This window comes from Clostridium estertheticum, assembly GCF_018861295.1.
Classification (GTDB): domain Bacteria; phylum Bacillota; class Clostridia; order Clostridiales; family Clostridiaceae; genus Clostridium_AD; species Clostridium_AD estertheticum_D.
In genome coordinates this window covers 1-14,552 of record NZ_JAHLDM010000005.1, presented here as the reverse complement: position 1 = coordinate 14,552, position 14,552 = coordinate 1, and the positions used below count along the sequence as shown (strand labels likewise).

Here is a 14,552-nt window from a genome sequence, read left to right as displayed (position 1 = left end):
TATATATTGGAAAATAATATATAAATATATGTGAATTAAATAAAATAATTCAAAGTTTAATTATTAAGTTATGCACATTATCCACAGTTTTGTTGATAACATGTTGATAACTTATTATCTATAATATCACTTGCATTTACTACGTCTAAACTGTTAAATCACCTCCTGGGTCGCTTCAATATATCTCCTTAATAAAATTTCTTGATTACCATCTCGTGAAATGGTATATTAGGCACATAAGTATATATTTGAAATCTTTATAAATTAAATTGAAAAGAGGTAATTCGCTTGAGAATAGGAATGGGATATGATGTTCATAGATTGGTTACTGATAGAAAATTAATACTCGGGGGAGTGACTATACCACACACAACTGGTTTACTTGGTCATTCAGATGCAGATGTTCTAGTTCATGCAATTATGGATGCACTCTTAGGTGCTGCTGCACTTGGTGATATTGGAAAACATTTTCCTGACACTGACACTAAATATAAAGGCATATCAAGTATTTCTTTACTTACATATGTTTGTAAACTAATAAAAAATAAAAATTATATAATTGAAAATATTGATGCTACAATAATAGCACAAGAACCTAAAATGGCACCACATATACCCTATATGGTAAGAAATATTGCGACCGCACTTGATTTACCTATAGATAAGGTTAATATTAAAGCTACTACCGAGGAAGGCCTCGGTTTCACTGGTCAATGCGCAGGAATATCATCTAATGCTATATGTCTTTTAAAATAGCTATTTATAATCTTGTGTTAAATCATCTCCTGGGTCGTTAAATAAAAATAAGGACAATTCTTATGAGAATTGTCCTTATTTTTATTATCTTTCATAGCTATATGTGTTAGTCCTATTTAATCTATGTTATAAAAATTTAATTACCTAAACAATTTTCTCGTGCAATAATACTTATCTTCTCTCCTTTCTAATTCAAATTCATTTATAGATGTAACTCTATCATGTTGTTCTACGTGTAGTACATAACCCTCTTCATTCTTATTTTCAAAAAAAACCTTTGAATAATCCATAACCTCAACTTTTTCCCCACATAGGTCATAAATAAATTTTGGTATATTATTTAGCATAAACATCTACCCCCTTAATATTTATCAACTATAAATAAATATTATAATATACAGACGTTTATGCTTAATTTTTTATTTAGTTTTCAAATTATTTTTATATTTATACTAAATCTTTCCTATGTAAAAACATAAAACATTATAACCTATCTTATTACAAGATTTTCATTATAGAATATGATTTTTTTTAAATATAATATTGCAAATAGCTATATTTTTAATATTTAGGATAAGTTATCCACAGTTTTTAACATTTAATCAACAGAAGCTGTGGACAATTATATTTATATGCGAAAGCCTTATTTCAGTGCTTATACATATTAAAAGTTATTCTGACATATTTTTATCCACATTGTCTCCCAATGCCTGTTCATAATCTGTTACTTTTTATGTGTAGTAAGTAGTGTCACTTCTTCTTTTTTCATTCAATATTTATCTTTTTCTGCTATTTGCCTTCTATATTATTTCAATGAATTTTTAACCAAATTCAATTTAACATGATAAAATTCCTTGTTTTAAATCTTTATCAAATTTTATTACTAACAAAAAAACAGGCTATTTAAATAGCCTGTCTAAATAAAGCTTTACTTAACTCTTCTCGCAGTAACATAATCTCCTCTTGTCAATTCTGTTATTTTGATTACATCACCAGTACGTGGTGCCTCAATATATGAGTTATTACCTACATACATTCCTACATGATGTGGATCTGATGCTGTACCAAAGAAAATTAAATCTCCCGGTTGCAAATCTCCTCTAGCTACATATGAACCTTCATTTATTTGTGTATAAGTAGTTCTACTAAGTGAAACACCGAAATGACCATATACATATTGCATAAATCCAGAACAATCAAAAAACTTAGGACCACTAGCGCCCCAAACATACGGCGTACCTAAAAAATTACTTGCATATGCAACTACAGCATTTGAACTAAATGATGATGATCCTCCTCTAGATGCAGTGTAATTAGGAAGGTTATCTTTCATTTGTTGTATTTGTTTCATAGTAGCATCTACTGTAGCTTGTCCATCATTAACCTTGCCAGAATACAATTTTTCTTGTTTTGTAGCTTCCAAGATTAATACGCTTTGATCTTTTTTTGTATCTTTAAGCTTTGCGAGTTTTGCTTCATTATCAGCTTTTAACACTAATAGCTTTGTTTTCTGAGTTTCAAGTGCTCGCTTTTGGTTTTCAACCTTACTCTTTTTAGCTGTTAACTCTGCTACAATATTATTATCATACTCAACAATTTTTTTAACAGTTTCAGCTCTTGAAATAAAATCCCCTATTCCATCAGATTCTAATAAAACTTCCACATAGCTACCCGCACCATTCATATACATGCTTCGCATTCTCTCATTAAATAAATCTTGTTCTTTTTTAATATTAGCCTGTGCAACTTGTATATCCTTTGTTGTCTTCACTATTTGTTTCTGGGTTTCCCCTACTTTAACCTTTGTTTTATCAACTTGTGTATACATCTTTTCTATATCTGAATCTAATTTTTCAATTGATACTTCTATGCTTTGAATGTTACTTTGAGCTTTCTTGTATGCGTTTTTTTGACTTTCTAACTGACTTTTTTGATTACTAAGTTTATCTGATAATGGATTTGCCATTACCTGCATGCTTATTGTAGCTGCAAGGCCAATTGTTATTATCAATGATATTATTCTTTTACGCAACTTAATCCCCCTCATATGTAATATTATATGTTTTTACAATTTATTGGTTTTTAAATTGATTTTTTTAAATCAACGATTACATTATACCATTATTTTATCATAATTATCATAATTTTCATAATTTTAAAGAATGTTTATATATTTCAGATTTAGGCAGGTTTCTATCCTTTGCTACTAACTTCATTGCATCTTTTTTATTTATTCCGTCATCCATATATTTTTGTATATGCTCTTCTATAGTTAGCGAATCCCATTTAGCCCTTTCATCTTTATCTATAGCTTCCTTACTCTTACCTTCAACTACTAATACATATTCTCCTCTTGGAGAATTCTGTTTATAATATTCTATTGCTTGTTCTAGCGTTAGCCTTATTATCTCTTCATACAGTTTTGTAAGCTCCCTACACATTGATATCTTTCTATTTCCAATATTCTCATATAGGAATTCTAAAGTACTTAAAAGTCTGTGAGGAGCCTCATAAAAAATTAAAGTCTCACTCCTATTTATTAAATCATCAATAATAGGTTTTCTTTCTTTATTCTCCCTAGGTAGGAATCCTCTAAAAATAAATTTTGTAGTGTCAAGACCAGAATATACAAGTGCAGTAGTAATTGCAGTAGCTCCAGGTAATACCACAAATTCTATGTTTTGCTCTATACACTTTGAAACTATAACACTTCCAGGATCTGATATTCCGGGCGTTCCTGCATCACTAATAATAGCTATATTTTTACCTTCTCTTACTTGCCTAATTATATCCTCGCTTTTCCCTTGCTCATTAAACTTATGATAACTTATAAGTATTTTTTTTATATTAAAATGATTTAAAAGTTTTAAACTTTGCCTTGTGTCTTCTGCTGCTATTATATCCACACTTTGAAGCACTTCTAATGCTCTAAGCGTAATATCCTTTAAATTCCCTATCGGAGTTGGAACTAAATATAATTTTCCTGCCATTCTTATCACCCTTCTCTGTAGTATTTACCTTAATTTCTATCTGAATTATACATATTTTTAATTTCCTCGGTATAACCGCCATCTTCTATATGAACATAAAGAGGAGGGTCCCATTTTAAAAATGCCCCCCCATCCCTCTGCCCCTCGATAAGGACAATGTTAGGTGCCTTATTTACGCTTGGGTGCACCATTCTTATACGTTTAGGCTCAATCCTATGCTTCCTCATAGTGCACAAGATATCAGCTAATCTATCTGGTCTATGCACCATATACATTCTTCCATTATCCTTTAGAATAATTCTACATGCAATAATTACATCTTCTAATGTACAACAAATTTCATGTCTTGCTATAGCGTCCTTATCATTTAAACTTATTAAGCCCGAGTTTTGAAGTTTATAAGGTGGATTAACTGTAACAATGTCTACCTTATCAATAGTTTTAATAAGTTCTATATCTTTTAAGTCTCCATTTATAAATTTAATTTTATCCTTTAAATTGTTATATTCTATGGACCTATTTGCCATATCAACAAACTCTTCTTGAATTTCCACCCCAATTATATTACTTGCAGTTGTTTTACCTGCTAATATAAAAGGTATTATGCCCGTACCAGTGCATAAATCAACAACTTTAGCATTTTTTCTTACTTTCACAAAATTGGCAAGCAGTACTGCATCCACTCCAAATCGAAAAGCGTGTTTTTTTTGAATAACGTGAATGCCTTTTAGTTGAAGATCATCTAAAGTTTCATCCGTTCTTAAAAACTCCATTATGTATCTCCTTTCTATAAAATTTGCGTTTATTTTATACATCACAACAAAAGAAGTATACCTCACTTTTTATTGCTAAATCAAGAGAATACACACTTTATTATTTTTTTTGATTATTAAATGTATATTTTCATTTAATAAATATGTAATTAATTATTAAACTACTATTAGTAATCATTGTTGAATATACATATCAGTATAGAATAATCGATTTTAATGAGGTTAAAAATGCAATTAATATTATATCCATTTAAAAATATAGTTTTCAATAAAAACTCTGTGTTATTAGATGCATCTTTCTTGATCAGCTTAATTTATGATGACGATATTAAGCATAGCGATTGTTTATCATGCTTAAAACAACTTTCAGAGGGGGGGTCTGTTTTTTACACTACTAGTATTATAACAGCTGAGGTCATGAATAAAATACTTTATAAATTGTTTATTAGTGACATTCAGTGCAAAATAAATAATGTTAGACCGTATAACTCAATGGATAATATTAGATCTATTACAAGTAGCTTCAGCCGCCATGATACAAAAATATTAAAAGAAAAGAAAAAGGACAGACTTATTCATATTCCATATAAAAGGTATTTTGATAATATTTCTAAAAATTCTATGAAAAGAAATTTACTTAATATCTATTACAGTAAATCTGTAGAAATAATTTCAGAATTAGAAAAAATTATAAATATAAAATATCTTAATATTTCTGAAGAATGTATTTTTTTAGTTAAAAGATTTATGTGTGATAGCTTATTGTCAGTAAATGATGCTTTTCACATAGCCACTGCGGAGCACAACAATATAGATTTCTTCCTTACTTTGGATGGTGATTTTATTTTTGCCGAAAGTAGCGAAATGAAAGTACTTAAGATTTAATAAATTGACACTATTATAAAAAAAGAAGTGTAAATTTGATTATCTCAAAATACACTTCTTTCTTTATTCTTGTTATTTAGGAATATAAATATGTGTGCCATCTTTTATTGCATTCTCATCAACAATTTTATTTGTTTCCTTTAGCATTCCAATCGCTTTTTTCACACTATAAGAAGGCATATTATTTTTAGCAATTGAAGTTAATGTATCCTGCTTTTTAACAACATATTCAGTAGTATTCCCTTCTGAAACTACTGCTTTTGATGTATTAGGTTTTGATTTTGATACATCTGATTTTGATGCGTCTGCTTTTGATGAATCTGCCTTTATTTCATATGGGATTACTATCTTCTGACCCTCTGAAATTTTATAAGATTCACCCATACTATTTCTATTTCTAATAAATTCAACGATTTTACTTTTATCCTGACTAGGCATATACGTTTTAGCAATACTAAACACTGTATCATTCTTTTTAACAGTATAAATTCCAACATTAGTTTTATCATTTATATAAGCAACATCCATTTTATTAGTATCTGTTTCTAAAGTATTTTCATTTGTCGTTTTATCGGTATTGGCTACAGAAGTTGAGTTATCATTTTGCACTATAGTAGCATCTGCTTCATTTACCTTCGCAACGTGTTGTCGCCCTCCTACATATCTTACTGCAAGAAATACTACTAAAATTAATACAGCAACGGTAGATATACTAATTATTCCTTTTTTCATTCTCATATTTAAAACCCCTTTACTATTTATTTGTTAATTAACTATATTTATAATCATTGACATAATTTAAAGGTTTCATACATGTTATAACTCTTATTATTATTGATAATTATTAAAATATTACTATTTTGAAATTTGCTCATATATTATAAATACGATATAGTACAAAACTTTAGGCTGTTAACTTTTTTAGTTAACAGCCTTTATATATTACAACTTTAAATTCTATTTTCTACTATTTTTCTCTATTTGATCCCTAACTTCTTCCCCTGTCATACCACTTGCATTAATAATTGGAGTAGATGTTATAGTTTCCTGGTCTCCCATTATCCCTTGATTCTCACCTGTTACAATAACAACATCATATCTATCTAAGAAATGACCTGCATTCTTTTTACTATTATCAAATTCTTTGACAACATAACCTTCAGTACTTAAATACTCTTTAATTGGTTTCAATCCCTCTTGTACTGCTATTTTCTTCATGTTTTATGCCTCCCTTTGAAATTCTTTTCTTAAATTATTATCTCCAATTTTGAAAAGCATATTCAAATGTCCTTACTTATATTTTAACGATCAAAAAATAATAAAAAAGCAGAGAAAATTTCTATCTCTGCTTTTTTATACAACCGCATAACCAGCTTCTTCAATTGATTCAATTAAATTATCAGCTGTTATAAAATAATCATCATATATTATTTCTACTTGTTTACTTTCGATATTTATTTGACAAGCAATTACACCTTGATTATTTGATATTGCTAAATTAATATTACTAATATCTTCTGAAGTATTCATATTACAAACTTTTATAACTGACTTCATCTTCCCTCCCCCTAGTTATCTTTAATTAATTCCTTTATTATATATGAATCTTCTCCACTTTTAGCAAGTTCTAATTTAATATCTTCATCATTTACAGTATCTTCATATCTCCCAGTAACTAATGTTAAATCTTCAATTTTAACCTCGACAATTTCTTCATCACTGCCATTAAGTTTTATCTTGATTTTGACCGATTCTTTTACAACACTATTGCCAATAACATCTGCTCTTCCAAAAGGCGTATCCACTACAGACCCTACTGTAGGTAAAGTTTTTCTAATTTTTTCATAAGTATCCTGCTCATAATTTAAACAACACATAAGCCTGCCACAAATACCTGAAATTTTTGTAGGATTTAATGATAAATTTTGTTCTTTAGCCATTTTTATTGATACTGGTGCAAATTCACCAAGAAAAGTCGAACAACACATAGGTCTACCACATGGTCCAAGACCACCAACCATTTTTGCTTCATCCCTAACTCCTATTTGTCTAAGTTCTATCCTTGTTCTAAACACTGCAGCTAAATCCTTTACGAGTTCACGAAAATCTACACGTCCATCTGCCGTAAAGTAAAATATAACTTTATTATTATCAAAAGTATACTCTACATCTATAAGTTTCATATCAAGTTCATGTTTATGTATCTTCTCTAAGCATATTTCGTATGCTTCCTTTTCTTTTCTTTTATTATCCAAATCTTTCTCTGCATCTGCATCTGTGGCTTTTCTAATGACGCATTTAAGAGGAGATACTATATCCTCTTCCTTGATCTCTTTTATGCCAATAACACATTCGCCAAATTCTATTCCTCTTACAGTTTCTACAATAACTCTATCTTCCTTTTTAATATCTATATCATTTGGACTAAAATAATATATTTTACCAGCTTTTTTAAATCGTACTCCTATTACTGTAACCATGTTAAATCATCTCCTTCGCAGCTGCATATTAACGACTTCAAAATGAGATTTAACTACCACTTAAGTTTCATTTTTGCTAAGGTAGGTATCCCCTGGGTATGCCTCTTAGGTAGATAACAATTCTCAATTGTTATCCTCCCACCTATATAAGTGGTAGACTTTCCTTCTGAAATTTCGTTAAACCTCCTGCATTTTAAGTAACATTACTTCAAACGCTAACGCCGGGTTAACGTTTCTATCTAAGTTCTCTCTAGTATCATTGATTATATTTATAATACCATTTAATTTGTTAAATGAAAATATGCTAGCTAACTCTTTTATATTTAATAGTTTATCTATATTAATAATTAAATTTTCTTCTTCAACTTCCTTATATATTATAGTATCCCTAATATACGAAAGAAATGCAGTTAATATTTCGTAAAAATTGTCTTTTTGATTAGATAATTTCTTTTCATATTTAATCAATTCCTCAGTTTTAGCGCTATTTAACTTAAGTAATATTTCCAAGGTAATATCTCTTATATCCTTGAAATTTTTATCTTTAATAAATTTTTCAGCCTTCCCTGGTATTCCATCACTAAAAGCTAAAATCACTTTTATTTGATCTAATGATAAATCAGAATAATTTTTACTTAAAAACTCTTTCATCTCATCTATATTCAAATTCTTTAGCTTATGTATCTGACACCTTGATTTTATTGTATCCAATATGACTTCAATATTTTCACACAATAAGAGTATAGTCACATTAATAGGCGGTTCTTCAATTGTTTTTAAAAAAGCATTTTGCGCTTGCACCGTCATTTTGTGAGCATGATAGATAATGATAACTTTTTTATCTCCTTCAAAAGGTTTTTTATTAATCTCTTCAATCAAGGTTCTTATGGAACTAACACCTATTGTGCTTTTGTTTTTATCAATTTGCCATTCCACCAAATCAACATACTGCCTATCTTCATTTTCACCTAAAATCATAAGCCCTATATTTTTTGCGAGTATACTTTTGCCTATACCATCTTCTCCAACTAAAATATGAGCATGCGATAATTTATCCAATTGTATCGCCTTAGTTATTTGATTTTTTATATTACTATGTCCTATTATATCCATAAAACTCATTTTAGTCCTCCATGCATAGAAGCAAGTATAAATTTATATATACTTGCTTCCAATTAGTTATACCTTTATATACTTATCTACATCAACTACAAATACATTTGCTCCACCTACGTCTACTTCAATAGGAAACGGCATATAGACTCCTGTTGATCCAGCTACAGGTGATGGTGATGATATTATTTGCTTTCTTTCCTTACATACTTCCTCGATAATAGCTAAAACTTCATCTACTTTTTCTTTTTCAACACCTATTAACAATGTTGTATTTCCTGATTTTAGAAATCCTCCAGTAGTCGCGAGTTTTGTAACTCTAAAACCCTTATCTGTTATTTCCTCAATTAAATCATTCGCATCATCATCTTGTACAATTGCAATAACTAATTTCATATAATCCCACCCCTTTTATAATTTTATTGTTTTAATTGTATTTATTATATCCTTTTGTATTTCTTCTACACTTCTATTACCATCTAGTACTTCTATTTTATCATATTTTATACAAATATCCATGTAACCTTCAAAAACTTTTTTATGGAATTCATTTCCACTATTCTCTAAGCGATCTAAGCTTCCTTGCTTTTTTTTCCTATTTAATCCTTCCTCGTAAGGAATTGTAATCATAAATGTTAAATCAGGCTTAAGACCATCTAGCGCTACCTCATTTATACCCTTTATTCTATCCATGCCAAGGCCTCGACCAATACCTTGATATACCATTGAAGAATAAACAAAACGATCACATATGACTATTTTGCCATCACTTAATGCTGGCTTTATAACCTCACTTACTAATTGTGCGCGAGACGCGGCATAAAGTAATGCTTCACACATATAACTCATTTTGCAATTATCATTATCTAATATTATTTCTCTTATTTTTTCACTAATTTCTGTGCCTCCAGGTTCCCTGACTCTTACTACTTCATATCCAGATTCTTGTAAATGTTTTTCTAATAACTCTATCTGTGTAGTTTTTCCTGAACCATCTGGGCCTTCTAGTACTATCATACGCCCTCTTTCCATTTGATCTCCTCCATCATATGTATATATAACAATAAAGTTTATTTTACTACTATTGCAACTTTACCATCATTAACTCCAAGTACCGTTACATTATACTTCAAATAATATATTATCATCGCTATATTGTACTCGTCTAGTCTTTCCCCAGGCATTACGATTGGTATACCTGGTGGATATGGAACTATTGCCTCTGCACATATTTCGCCCTCTGAATTTTTTAACTCTACCATAGTTTTCTCCCTACACATTACTTCATAGGGAAACATGCTTTGTGATGGGAAATCATAATCTATTATCTGCACATATTGCTCCTTTAGAGATTCCATATCACAATCTTTAAGAGCTAAGTAAAGTTTTTCAAAATCTTGCTGCTTAGTAAAAGGTGAAAATATTAAAACTACATTCCTGCTGTCACTCATTTCAGCTTGTATTTTGTTTATCCTTAAATATTCTAACAATTTATGACCACTATAACCTTTAGGCACATTTAATATATATCTAGTTAAATCCAGTGTATACTTATTAATATATTTAATTGAATTTCCTGATACATCCTCTAAATCTTCCTGACCTAGTATGTGGAATTTATCCAATTTATTAATTTTAACTCTATTCAACTTGCATATTTTAATTAACTCTTCATAATCATTTTCACCATACTCCTCAATATAAAACCTTGCATAATCCATAGAACATAAAAACATATAAGATGGACTTGTACTTAAAAATGCACTTACATAAAAATTGACCTTACTTATATCTATATCCGCACCTACATGTAAAAAAGCTGTTTGCGTTAAACTAGGTAGAGTTTTATGTGCACTCATAACTACCATATTAGCTCCCATCTTCAAAGGATTTTCAGGTAATAACTTATTAGCACCAAAATGTGCACCATGAGCAGCGTCTACCAATACTTTAATATCGTATTTTTTAGCTGTAGCAATAATATATGGCAAATCAAGACATATGCCGTAATAATTTGGATATGTGATGATGATTCCTTTGGCGTCTTTGTTTTCGTGGATTAAACAAAGAAAAGATTCCTTGTCAAAAGGAAAAGGAACATCATATTTTGAATTAATTTTATTTTTAATATATATTGGTTTTAACTTTCTCATAATTATTGCGTTAAAAATTGATCTATGACAATTTCTCTCTACAATAATTTTATCACCCTCATTGAATGTCGAAAAAATCATAGTAAAATTTCCACTAGTACTACCATTAACTAAAAAATAAGATTTTATACTACCATAATAACTACTCAATAATTGTTGAGATTCTTTTATTATTCCTTCTGCATGATGAAGGTTATCTAATCCATCAACTTCAGTAATATCTCCTTTAATAAAATTTTCATAAAGTTCTCTACCTTTAGCAGTTTTTAAAAAACCAAGACCTCCTTTGTGGCCTGGCATACAAAAGGGAACATTTTTTTCTTTTATATATGTTAACACTCCATCTACAAGTGGTAATCTTGACAATCCTTAGTCACTCCTCTTGGTATAAACCGTACTAAAGTCTTTCTTATACAGTTCTTATAATATTCATAGAAATCGGTATTAGCCTTTGCTTTTATAATTCTTTCTTCGCAATTGTTGCAAATTCCTCTTCCATTTATTATTATACCACCATTTAGAGGCTTTCTACATATAATACACTTTTCTTTTTGCATAATTCCCTCCTTAACCTCTCTACCATAAATCATTCTCTATAAATTATATAAACCATTATTAAATGACGTTAAAACTACCTAAAGTATGGCCTCTATAATATATTTTATTCAACTAGGTACAGTTTCTTATTTTGTCCACATAATTATTTAAAATATATTTATCTACATTTTATGCCATAACCAGCTATTTAAAATAGCTATCTGACCTTAAGTTCCTTAAAATGAATAATAAATCCGTATACTTGTCTGTTTTACATAATTAATTTAATACTTATTTTAATTTACCTTAATAATTTTATTTATTATTATCAATATATTTATATAACTTCGGTTATACTAATTATATTAATAATCATAATATTTTGGGAGGAGAACAGTCTATGAAACAAGAAATTATAAGTTATATAGATAGTATAAAAGATGATATATACAATTTGTCAAACTACCTTTATAATAATCCAGAAACAAATTATAAAGAATATAAAGGTTCTGCTTACATAATAAACATGTTAAAAACTCATGGTTTTAATGTGAAAGAAAACTACTGTAATATACCTACTGCTTTTTATGCGCAATGCGGCATTGGTCATCCTAAAATATGCTATATATGCAAATACACAGCCACTGAGAAATCAGGCCATGTTTTTGGTAATAACGTTAATGCTAGTATCTCCATAGCATCAGCACTAGGTTTATCAAAAGTGGTTTCTAAAAGTGGTGGGAGTGTAATTGTACTAGGATGCCCTGGTGAATATTCTAATGGGGCCGAATTAACTATAACAAAAGAAAATTGTTTTGAAGATATAGATATTATAATTGCACCTCATTGTGATATAACCAATGCAGAAAGTGGTACATCTATGGCTATAATTCCAATTAAGCTCAAATATAATAATAATAATAATATATTTTCATCCTTAGACTCTTATTTATTTATATTTAATTCATTAACCCACTTGCTAAAAGGATTAACTACTAACTGTTTTATTGACAATATATCTATAAACAACGTCTCCCCCAGTAATAATTCTTTTTTACAATCTGAGGCCCAGTTCTATCTTAAAGCTACTACCATAAATGAAGCTGAAATTTTCGAGAAAAAAATTGTAGAACTTATTCATTCATTATCTCAAATAATGAGTATGCCAGAAGAAATAAGTCTATTTGAATTGCCTTCGCAGGAACTTTTAACTAATAAGTCTTTATCAAGATTACTTGCCCACAACCTAAAAGAATCTGGCATTATTAATATTGATTGTTGTAAAAATAGTTCCTATGGATTAGGTATAGGTGCTATAAGCCATTTAACTCCCTGTATATACCCCTCAATATCTATTACAGAGAATAAACTAATAAATTGCCCATCCCTTGCCTTTGCTTTAGAAACACAAACAGACTTTTGTAAAAATAATATCATAAAAGCAGCTAACGCTCTTGCCATTACAGGGCTTGATATTATTGAAAAACAAGATTTGTTAAAGGAAATCACTATTGAATTGAAATAATATAAAACCTTTTTATAAATATTTCACGATAAAAAAGAAGTATAATTAATTTCAAATTATACTTCTTTTTTATGTATGTTATATTTATTATTAAAATACTGCTTTTTCTTTTAGTAATCTTATTTTTTTCGTAAGACCATCACTAGGTTCAAAATAAAACTTTTTGAACTTGTTTCCGGCTTTATATACACAACAAAATTTACTTCCAATAAATGTAGAACATATATACTTTTTGCTACTACTTATATGGTTGTCTGAACTATAGTTACTATACTTACCAATGTACTCTATATCTTTTAACTTAATATCTTCTCGTATTGTGACCTCTTGACCTATTATTCTATGAATAATAAGCTGATCTGCTACAATTAAATACTTATATCTAACCTTACACTTTAAAAACTCCATATAACAAAGAGCGATCATTATCATATTAAAAAACAAATTTACCAATGTTTTTATATTTATGCTTCCTATGCTCACCTTAGGTAATAAGTCTGATAAGCATATAAATATAATTAATGTAATAAACAGCGATATTAACGCTGGCAACTTCTTTCTCTGAACCATTTCTTTATACATCAAACCCAGACCCCCTAGATTTATTAAAAAAATCAAGCATATATAGTTTCCTTCCCAACATATGTGATTATACTAGCATTTCATATAATAATCTACTTGTACTAAGTTCGCTATACTGTATATACCGCAATATTAAGGCATTTATACAATTTATACACATCAACATAGGTATTTTTAAGTTTTACTCTTAATTACTAGCTTTTAGTAATTAAAATGTATATTTTAATTATTTATGTTTAATAAACTACGTGACCCATACTTAAAACAATAAACAGGACTCTTTCATTTATTGTTACAAATAAATAAAACACTTTGTATTATATACAAAGTGTTTTGGAGGCGCCACCCGGATTTGAACCGGGGAATAAAGGTTTTGCAGACCTTGACCTTACCGCTTGGCTATAGCGCCCTAACTTGGTGGCTAAACCCGGAATCGAACCAGGGACACGAGGATTTTCAGTCCTCTGCTCTACCGACTGAGCTATTTAGCCATGTAACCTGGCGACAACCTACTCTTCCACAAGGTCACCCCTGCAGTACCATCGGCGCATTGAAGCTTAACCTTCGTGTTCGGTATGGGAACGGGTGTTACCTTCAGGCCATAATCACCAGATGAGAATATAAATATTCTCTGAAAATTGCACAGTGTTTTCGCATTTTATTATTATATCTTGGTCAAGCCCTCGACTTATTAGTATTAGTCAGCTGAACATGTTACCATGCTTACACCTCTAACCTATCAACCTGGTGGTCTTCCA

Annotated in this window: 17 protein-coding genes, 2 tRNA genes and 2 rRNA genes; 3 read left to right on the top strand and 18 right to left on the bottom strand. The window is 29.4% G+C overall.

The window, feature by feature from the left end; all coding sequences use genetic code 11:
• Positions 1-288: 288 nt before the first annotated feature.
• Complete coding sequence (ispF, locus tag KPL54_RS06880) at positions 289-756, top strand: 2-C-methyl-D-erythritol 2,4-cyclodiphosphate synthase (RefSeq protein ID WP_216105873.1); 468 nt, start codon at positions 289-291, stop codon at positions 754-756.
• 140 nt (positions 757-896) lie between these two features.
• Here ispF and KPL54_RS06875 read toward each other — a convergent pair whose 3' ends face one another.
• The 4 genes from KPL54_RS06875 to KPL54_RS06860 all read right to left on the bottom strand — a co-directional run bounded on the left by KPL54_RS06875 (position 897) and on the right by KPL54_RS06860 (position 4,519).
• Positions 897-1,103: a hypothetical protein gene (locus KPL54_RS06875; RefSeq protein ID WP_216105872.1), complete on the bottom strand. Its 207-nt coding sequence runs from the start codon at positions 1,101-1,103 to the stop codon at positions 897-899.
• 581 nt (positions 1,104-1,684) lie between these two features.
• The gene (locus tag KPL54_RS06870) at positions 1,685-2,788 is read right to left on the bottom strand and encodes a C40 family peptidase (RefSeq protein WP_216105871.1); all 1,104 of its coding nucleotides are present in this window, start codon (positions 2,786-2,788) and stop codon (positions 1,685-1,687) included.
• Positions 2,789-2,903: 115 nt separating this feature from the next.
• Positions 2,904-3,746 carry a 16S rRNA (cytidine(1402)-2'-O)-methyltransferase gene (rsmI, locus tag KPL54_RS06865; RefSeq protein ID WP_216105870.1) on the bottom strand — a complete coding sequence of 281 codons (843 nt, stop codon included), beginning with the start codon at positions 3,744-3,746 and terminating at the stop codon, positions 2,904-2,906.
• A 29-nt stretch (positions 3,747-3,775) separates the two neighbouring features.
• Complete coding sequence (locus KPL54_RS06860) at positions 3,776-4,519, bottom strand: tRNA1(Val) (adenine(37)-N6)-methyltransferase (protein WP_216105869.1); 744 nt, start codon at positions 4,517-4,519, stop codon at positions 3,776-3,778.
• 228 nt (positions 4,520-4,747) lie between these two features.
• Here KPL54_RS06860 and KPL54_RS06855 point away from each other — a divergent pair, with 228 nt between their 5' ends.
• Positions 4,748-5,404 (top strand): type II toxin-antitoxin system VapC family toxin, encoded by a 657-nt coding sequence (locus KPL54_RS06855; protein WP_216105868.1) that lies wholly within the window; start codon positions 4,748-4,750, stop codon positions 5,402-5,404.
• Between the two features lie 72 nt (positions 5,405-5,476).
• On the opposite strand, the gene KPL54_RS06850 is transcribed toward KPL54_RS06855, so the two are convergent.
• The 9 genes from KPL54_RS06850 to KPL54_RS06810 form a co-directional block, all read right to left on the bottom strand.
• A complete protein-coding gene (locus tag KPL54_RS06850) occupies positions 5,477-6,142 on the bottom strand; it encodes a LysM peptidoglycan-binding domain-containing protein (protein WP_216105867.1) in 666 nt (221 codons plus the stop codon).
• Positions 6,143-6,361: 219 nt separating this feature from the next.
• Positions 6,362-6,622 carry a YkuS family protein gene (locus KPL54_RS06845; protein WP_216105866.1) on the bottom strand — a complete coding sequence of 87 codons (261 nt, stop codon included), beginning with the start codon at positions 6,620-6,622 and terminating at the stop codon, positions 6,362-6,364.
• Positions 6,623-6,757: 135 nt separating this feature from the next.
• Positions 6,758-6,961 (bottom strand): heavy-metal-associated domain-containing protein, encoded by a 204-nt coding sequence (locus KPL54_RS06840; RefSeq protein WP_216105865.1) that lies wholly within the window; start codon positions 6,959-6,961, stop codon positions 6,758-6,760.
• Between the two features lie 11 nt (positions 6,962-6,972).
• Entirely contained in the window at positions 6,973-7,884 is a 912-nt protein-coding gene (locus tag KPL54_RS06835; RefSeq protein ID WP_216105864.1) for a PSP1 domain-containing protein, read from the bottom strand.
• A gap of 177 nt (positions 7,885-8,061) precedes the next feature.
• Positions 8,062-9,006 carry a DNA polymerase III subunit delta' gene (locus tag KPL54_RS06830; protein WP_216105863.1) on the bottom strand — a complete coding sequence of 315 codons (945 nt, stop codon included), beginning with the start codon at positions 9,004-9,006 and terminating at the stop codon, positions 8,062-8,064.
• A gap of 57 nt (positions 9,007-9,063) precedes the next feature.
• Positions 9,064-9,393, bottom strand: a complete 330-nt coding sequence (locus tag KPL54_RS06825) for a cyclic-di-AMP receptor (RefSeq protein WP_071610971.1) — start codon at positions 9,391-9,393, stop codon at positions 9,064-9,066.
• A gap of 15 nt (positions 9,394-9,408) precedes the next feature.
• On the bottom strand, positions 9,409-10,029 hold the full coding sequence (gene tmk / locus KPL54_RS06820; protein WP_216105862.1) for a dTMP kinase: 621 nt from the start codon (positions 10,027-10,029) through the stop codon (positions 9,409-9,411).
• 38 nt (positions 10,030-10,067) lie between these two features.
• Entirely contained in the window at positions 10,068-11,516 is a 1,449-nt protein-coding gene (locus tag KPL54_RS06815) for an aminotransferase class I/II-fold pyridoxal phosphate-dependent enzyme (RefSeq protein WP_216105861.1), read from the bottom strand.
• A complete protein-coding gene (locus KPL54_RS06810; RefSeq protein ID WP_216105860.1) occupies positions 11,495-11,707 on the bottom strand; it encodes a sigma factor G inhibitor Gin in 213 nt (70 codons plus the stop codon). The genes KPL54_RS06815 and KPL54_RS06810 overlap by 22 nt, the downstream gene beginning before the upstream one ends.
• A gap of 380 nt (positions 11,708-12,087) precedes the next feature.
• Between KPL54_RS06810 and KPL54_RS06805 the strand changes: the two genes are divergently transcribed.
• Positions 12,088-13,212, top strand: a complete 1,125-nt coding sequence (locus KPL54_RS06805; protein WP_216105859.1) for a M20 family peptidase — start codon at positions 12,088-12,090, stop codon at positions 13,210-13,212.
• A 90-nt stretch (positions 13,213-13,302) separates the two neighbouring features.
• On the opposite strand, the gene KPL54_RS06800 is transcribed toward KPL54_RS06805, so the two are convergent.
• From KPL54_RS06800 to KPL54_RS06780, 5 genes are all read right to left on the bottom strand, one after another.
• Entirely contained in the window at positions 13,303-13,797 is a 495-nt protein-coding gene (locus KPL54_RS06800; RefSeq protein ID WP_216105858.1) for a hypothetical protein, read from the bottom strand.
• Positions 13,798-14,128: 331 nt separating this feature from the next.
• Positions 14,129-14,203: transfer RNA gene (locus KPL54_RS06795), tRNA-Cys, on the bottom strand.
• A 6-nt stretch (positions 14,204-14,209) separates the two neighbouring features.
• Positions 14,210-14,285 (bottom strand) — tRNA-Phe (locus tag KPL54_RS06790).
• A 5-nt stretch (positions 14,286-14,290) separates the two neighbouring features.
• Positions 14,291-14,407 (bottom strand): 5S ribosomal RNA (gene rrf, locus KPL54_RS06785).
• A gap of 58 nt (positions 14,408-14,465) precedes the next feature.
• A 23S ribosomal RNA gene (locus tag KPL54_RS06780) occupies positions 14,466-14,552 on the bottom strand; the annotation flags it as partial.

What these genes read in the sequence shown, in the direction of transcription:
- KPL54_RS06875 (WP_216105872.1), bottom strand. Translation starts at nt 1,103, where the DNA reads ATGCTAAATAATATACCAAAATTTATTTATGACCTATGTGGGGAAAAA.
- rsmI (WP_216105870.1), bottom strand. Translation starts at nt 3,746, where the DNA reads ATGGCAGGAAAATTATATTTAGTTCCAACTCCGATAGGGAATTTAAAG.
- KPL54_RS06860 (WP_216105869.1), bottom strand. Translation starts at nt 4,519, where the DNA reads ATGGAGTTTTTAAGAACGGATGAAACTTTAGATGATCTTCAACTAAAA.
- KPL54_RS06855 (WP_216105868.1), top strand. Translation starts at nt 4,748, where the DNA reads ATGCAATTAATATTATATCCATTTAAAAATATAGTTTTCAATAAAAAC.
- KPL54_RS06850 (WP_216105867.1), bottom strand. Translation starts at nt 6,142, where the DNA reads ATGAGAATGAAAAAAGGAATAATTAGTATATCTACCGTTGCTGTATTA.
- KPL54_RS06845 (WP_216105866.1), bottom strand. Translation starts at nt 6,622, where the DNA reads ATGAAGAAAATAGCAGTACAAGAGGGATTGAAACCAATTAAAGAGTAT.
- KPL54_RS06840 (WP_216105865.1), bottom strand. Translation starts at nt 6,961, where the DNA reads ATGAAGTCAGTTATAAAAGTTTGTAATATGAATACTTCAGAAGATATT.
- KPL54_RS06835 (WP_216105864.1), bottom strand. Translation starts at nt 7,884, where the DNA reads ATGGTTACAGTAATAGGAGTACGATTTAAAAAAGCTGGTAAAATATAT.
- KPL54_RS06830 (WP_216105863.1), bottom strand. Translation starts at nt 9,006, where the DNA reads ATGAGTTTTATGGATATAATAGGACATAGTAATATAAAAAATCAAATA.
- KPL54_RS06825 (WP_071610971.1), bottom strand. Translation starts at nt 9,393, where the DNA reads ATGAAATTAGTTATTGCAATTGTACAAGATGATGATGCGAATGATTTA.
- tmk (WP_216105862.1), bottom strand. Translation starts at nt 10,029, where the DNA reads ATGGAAAGAGGGCGTATGATAGTACTAGAAGGCCCAGATGGTTCAGGA.
- KPL54_RS06810 (WP_216105860.1), bottom strand. Translation starts at nt 11,707, where the DNA reads ATGCAAAAAGAAAAGTGTATTATATGTAGAAAGCCTCTAAATGGTGGT.
- KPL54_RS06805 (WP_216105859.1), top strand. Translation starts at nt 12,088, where the DNA reads ATGAAACAAGAAATTATAAGTTATATAGATAGTATAAAAGATGATATA.